Raw genomic sequence first — 5,714 nt, 5'->3', positions numbered from 1 at the left:
GTGGTGACTAATGCCTGATAGATGAGTGCGGCAACTTCGGCGCGGGTAATGTCTCGCATCGGTTCGAGTTGTTGAACTTGGGGATAATTCACCACCATGCGCCTCGTGGTGGCAACAGCGACGGCATCTGTGGCGTAGCTGGGAATTTGAGCGCGATCGCCATAAACTCCCAAGACGCTAGAATTGCCCCCCGTAAGTGCCAAACCACTGACTAAAGATGCGATCGCCTGCACCCGCGTTAGATTTTGGCCCGGTCGAAATGTGTTATCTGGAAACCCAGAGATAAAACCCATCGATGCAGCCTTCGCGATCGCCCCCGCCGCCCAAAAATCTGCTGGAATATCCTTGAAACTGCTCTGATTTCCCGGTCGTGGCGGCAAGTTAAAGGTTTTCGCGATCGCTGCGGCATATTGGGCGCGAGTCATTGCCGCTTCTGGCTGAAACGTCCCATCCGGGAAGCCACTCATCAGATTTTTCGCCACTAGCGCCTGAATAAACGCTTCCGCCCAATAACCGGCAACATCGCTAAACTGGGCAGGCCCCATTGTAAAAGTAGCGGCAACCGTCGCCGCCACAAATTCCACCGTTCCCTGCACCCGCACTGGATTCAGCTGATTTCCCGCTGAGACGACCGCGAACCGCGTCAGATTTTGCAGATCGACTTCCCCGTTATCCCGCAAAATATTACCTGCTGGCTCTTGACGGCTCCCTAGCTGCGGTTTTGCCCCATCATTGATAATTAGCCCCGCTTGTGTATTTTTCTCAATGAGATTGCGACGCAGCACCGGGGTCGCGTCACGAGACAGAAAAATCCCCGCCCGATTCGCAAAAATCTTATTATCGGTAATTAGGGGAGCCGCTTGATCTCCAATCAAAATTCCGTAACCCGTTCTCTCTGCCACATTCCGACGCACTTCCCCCTTGGCATTGCGGACGAGAGAAAGACCTGTGGAGGCATTTTGGGTAAATACATTATCTAAAATTGCCGGTTTCGCAGTACCCGTGACAAAGACGCCATCGCGACTGCAACTGGTAAAGGTATTATTCGCCAGCCTTGGCGATGTCGATTCTATCCAAACCCCTGTCCCCTTCGCCCCCCGATTCGTCACTGAGACTCCCCGCAGTTGGGCATCCGTTTCCAGCCGCAGGGTAATATTTTGGGAGCCAAAGCTTGGGCTAATATATTCCCCACTGCCTTCGATTTGAATTCCCTTGCCTTTGCTGGATTCATTCCCTACCACCGTCACCCCAGCCGGGATTACCAGAGGAAATACTTCTCCCCCTGCCGCATTGTAAATCCCAGATGCCAACTGAATCGAAGTTCCGGCTTGAGCCTGCTTCAGGGCACGAGTCAGCGTCTTCAGTGGGGCAGATGAGTTCCCGACACTGTTATCTTTGCCAGTTGCTGGGTTGACATAAAGCATTGGTTGACCCATAAAGTAAAGAGTTTTGAATTTAGTCCTTTGTCATTTGTCCTTAGTTGTTTGCTTTTGACCAATGACCAATAACCAATGACCAATGACCGATGACCCATAATGATCGAAGTTGAAAATTTAAGCAAAATCTATGGCGCGACCCCAGCCATTCAGGATGTCACCTTTAATGTGGAACCTGGGGAAATTTTGGGCTTTTTGGGGCCGAATGGTGCCGGAAAAACGACAACCATGCGGATTTTGGCGGGATATCTACCCGCTTCCAGTGGGACTGCCCGGATTGCTGGGTACGATGTGCATGAAGATTTAATGGCGGTACGGCGGCGGATTGGATATTTACCGGAGACGCCACCTTTGTATCCTGACATGAGCGTGGAGGGATTTTTGCATTTTGTGGCGCGGCTAAAGGGGGTTCCCGGACGCGATCGCAAATCCCAAGTAAATTCAGCAATGGAACGCTGCAACCTCACCGAAAAACGCAAGGTACTCATCCGCAAGCTTTCTAAAGGCTTCCGCCAACGGGTTGGCATTGCCCAAGCGATCGTCCACGACCCACCCGCGATTATTTTAGATGAACCCACGGTTGGTCTCGACCCTCGGCAAATTATCGAGGTTCGCAACTTAATTAAAAGCCTTGCCGGTAGCCACACAATCATTCTCTCTACCCATATTTTGCCGGAAGTTAGCATGACTTGCAGCCGAGTGGCAATTATCAATCGCGGTCGGCTTGTGGCAACGAATAGCCCGGAAAATCTGGTAGCACAGCTAGCGGGCGGATCGGGCTATGAGTTGGAAATCGACGGGGATGTAGAAGCTGTGCAACATATGCTCTTAGTTTTGCCCGGAGTTCGTTTTGTCGAATCCATCCCCAGCCAGGAATTACCGCCCAATCGCACTCTTATCCGTGTAGTATCAGAACCGGGCACAGAACCGGCGCGTGATATTGCTGCGGTTTTAATTGGGGCGGGGGTGGCATTGTATGAAATGCGACGCACTCGCGCTAGTCTTGAGGACGTGTTTATCGAACTGACAACCCAAGAAAAGGTCGTCGATATGGATACGGATGAAACCGATGGCAATGGGACATCCCCTCCCTCGCCAGCAGAAGCTGCTGCCATCGTTGCCACAGATGAGCAATCTGGAGGAGTTGAATAAATGGGCGTAATTATTAGTAATATTTTGGCGATTTATCGCAAGGAATTGCAGGGCTATTTCGCTTCGCCGCTGGCATATATCGTCGCGGGTGCTTTCTGGTTTTTAGCTGGATTATTCTTCCTCACTGCATTACAAAGTGAGAGCGATCGCGCTTTGGATATTTATTTTCAAGGACAGCAAATCGGCGCACCCGTTCCCCCCATTGATGTCGCCTATAACACCCTCCAAAGCTTTCTTGGGGCAATGTTCTTTTTATCGTTATTTATTCTGCCCATTCTCTCAATGGGGCTGTATTCCGAGGAACGCAAGCGAGGGACTTTAGAGCTATTAGCCACTTCGCCAGTCACCAACTGGGCGGTGGCGGTGGGTAAATTGTTGGGGGTAGTGACATTTTTTATCACAATGGTGCTGCCGTTACTGGCATACGAAGCGATCGCTTTTAATGCATCAAGCCCACCCCTACCCCCGGCGGTGCCGCTATTGGGTCATGCAGCATTAATCTTGGTTGCCGCCGCGATTCTTAGCTTGGGAATGTTTATTTCTTCCCTCACCGAAAGCACAATTTTGGCAGCAATTCTTACCTTTGTGCTAATTTTATGCTTCTCGCTGATCGAGCTTTTAGCGAAACTGACCGGCGGCGTTTTAGGAGAGGCATGGAATCATTTATCTTTAGTCAAACATTACAACACCTTAGTACAAGGTGTGGTTGATACCAGCAGTTTGATTATGTTTGCAAGCTACATTATCTTAGGCGTGTTTCTGACTGCTCAATCTATCGATGCTTTACGCTATCAGCGCTCTTAAATTTACGAATGGCGAATCGCGAATGGAGTGGTTGCGATGAGAAGACCGAATGCGTGAGATGCAAGTAGCCCACACCTTAAAGGGTGGGGCTTGCGCCTACAAAGACCGCCTTTGCGTTTTCCTGCCTCTCTATTACCTGCGTAGACAAGCTTCGTTTAGATAAGGATTCAGCCGGCGAGGAGAGATTTATTGACGGATGAACAGATCGGCACCCGCAAACCTACCATTGATGAACTGTTACCTAAGCTAAACACTTACCTAAAATCTATTGGCAGCAATTACCAATTACCAATTACTGATTAGCCAACATGAAAACCATTAATTGGAAGTATTTAAAATATCTCTTTTTGCTTGGCCCAGTTCTAACAATTACGGGTCTAGTTGCTGGATTGGTATCCAGTAGCTGGGGTTCTGTGCCCGTAGGTTTAATCGTTGCTGGAGTTGTAATTATTGGGTTATGGCTGCTATCTTTGGGCGGTTCGCCAAATGGCTTTTGGGGACGCCGGTCAACTCAGGCGGGAACCAATGCTCTAGCAGCAACACTGGCGGTTTTGGTGATTTTGGGGCTGATTAATTTTCTGGGTGTTCGCCGTGTCGTGCGAGTGGATTTAACTGAAAATCAGCTATTTACCCTTGCCCCCCAATCACAGCAATTAGTGCAAAATTTATCGCAGCCAGTCAAGTTGTGGGTATTTGAAGAAAATCCGAATCCTCAAGACCAACAATTGTTGGAAAATTACCGACGATATGGCTCTCAATTTAGTTTTGAATTTGTCGATCCGCAACTGCGACCCGGACTGGCTCAAAGGTTTAACCTAAAATCTCTAGGGGAAGTTTATCTGGAATCGGAGGGACGACGAAAGCTCATCCAGACAGTGAATCCGCAGCGCGGGGAGAGCCTTTCAGAAACAGTGGTGACGAATGCGATCGCCCAAATTACGAGCGATCGCGTTGGCAAGGTTTACTTCCTCCAAGGTCACGGCGAACGTCCCTTACAAGCGGCGCAAGGAAGCATCTCTCAGGCGGTGAGTAGCCTGGGAGAGAAAAGCTACACCACTCAACCCCTAGATTTGGCGAAAACTCCAGGAATCCCCCAAGATGCTGACCTCATCGTCATTGCTGGCCCCAAACGGGCGCTGTTTGCGGCTGAAATCACTGCTTTGAGCGATTACCTGAAGCGCGGCGGTAGGCTACTGGTGATGGTAGACCGGAATACCAATCCCGGTCTGGATAACTTGCTCAAAGATTGGGGCGTGAGGCTGGATAATCGTCTTGCCATTGACTTGTCCGGCGGTCAGGCGGGACTGAGTCCGGCGGTGATTATGGTTACGCGCTACGGTCAACATCCGATTACGAAAGATTTTCAGGATGGTCGTTCTTTCTACCCGTTTGCACGACCGATTGAAGTGACTCCCATCGCCGGTATCCAGGCGACGCCTTTGCTGGTGACAAATGACCAGAGTTGGGCTGAGAGCAATCCCGAAAGCGATCGCTTGCAGTTTGATCCCGAAAGCGATCGCCAAGGGCCTTTAATTCTCGGCGTCGCCCTAAGTCGCGTCTATCCTCCCCAAAGTGTGTCTGCACCATCTCCAACTCCAACAGCAACTCCAGGGGCGACTCCAGGAGCAACCGCTAGCCCCACCCCCAGTGCGTCCCCAACTCCAACGGCGACGACATCAGCTTCTCCCAGCCCATCCGCAACCGCTAGCCCCAGCCCGTCCCCAAGCCCAACAGCGACGACATCAGCTTCTCCCGCCCCATCCGCAACTGCTAGCCCCAGCCCGTCCCCAACCCCGACGGCGACGACATCAGCTTCTCCCGGCCCAACTGCAACCGCTAGCCCCAGCCCGTCCCCAAGCCCAACCAACTCACCGGCAAAGACGGCAAATGCTGACCAAAAACCAGCAGAATCCCGTCTAGTTGTCCTCGGTAATTCTGATTTTGCTAGCGATGGTTTATTCGAGCAGCAACTCAATGGAGATGTATTCCTCAACTCCGTCAGCTGGTTAAGCAAACAGGATGAACAACTTTTATCCATCCGTCCCAAAGAAGTAAAAGACCGTCGCATCAACTTGTCCCAAGACCAAGCCAATCTAGTGGGTTGGATAGCTGTGTTGATTATGCCCTTAATCGGGTTCCTTACAGCCGGACTGGTTTGGTGGTTCAGACGTTAGTAATTTCAGATTTTGGATTTAATCTAAAATCAACTCGCGTGTTGATTATGAAGCTAAAACGAACAACTTGGATTCTGATACTATTGGCGCTGAGTTTGGGGGGATTCGTTTATTTTTATGAAATTAAAGGTGCCCCCCAGCGAGAAGC

Annotated in this window: 4 protein-coding genes; 3 read left to right on the top strand and 1 reads right to left on the bottom strand. The window is 50.5% G+C overall.

What is annotated here, in order from left to right; all coding sequences use genetic code 11:
* Positions 1-1,436, bottom strand: a 1,436-nt coding sequence (locus H6F50_RS07055; RefSeq protein WP_190427897.1) for a DUF1565 domain-containing protein, incomplete at its 3' end; no start/stop codon positions are given.
* Between the two features lie 99 nt (positions 1,437-1,535).
* Here H6F50_RS07055 and H6F50_RS07050 point away from each other — a divergent pair.
* The 3 genes from H6F50_RS07050 to H6F50_RS07040 all read left to right on the top strand — a co-directional run bounded on the left by H6F50_RS07050 (position 1,536) and on the right by H6F50_RS07040 (position 5,566).
* Positions 1,536-2,588: an ABC transporter ATP-binding protein gene (locus tag H6F50_RS07050; protein ID WP_190415003.1), complete on the top strand. Its 1,053-nt coding sequence runs from the start codon at positions 1,536-1,538 to the stop codon at positions 2,586-2,588.
* On the top strand, positions 2,589-3,392 hold the full coding sequence (locus H6F50_RS07045) for an ABC transporter permease (RefSeq protein WP_190415002.1): 804 nt from the start codon (positions 2,589-2,591) through the stop codon (positions 3,390-3,392).
* 308 nt (positions 3,393-3,700) lie between these two features.
* Entirely contained in the window at positions 3,701-5,566 is a 1,866-nt protein-coding gene (locus tag H6F50_RS07040) for a Gldg family protein (RefSeq protein WP_190427896.1), read from the top strand.
* Positions 5,567-5,714 lie beyond the last annotated feature (148 nt).

This window comes from Coleofasciculus sp. FACHB-712 (assembly GCF_014695635.1).
In the GTDB taxonomy this organism is placed as follows: Bacteria; Cyanobacteriota; Cyanobacteriia; order Cyanobacteriales; family FACHB-T130; genus FACHB-T130.
The sequence above is the reverse complement of the archived record's forward strand: the minus strand, read 5'-3'. Positions and strand labels throughout refer to the sequence as shown.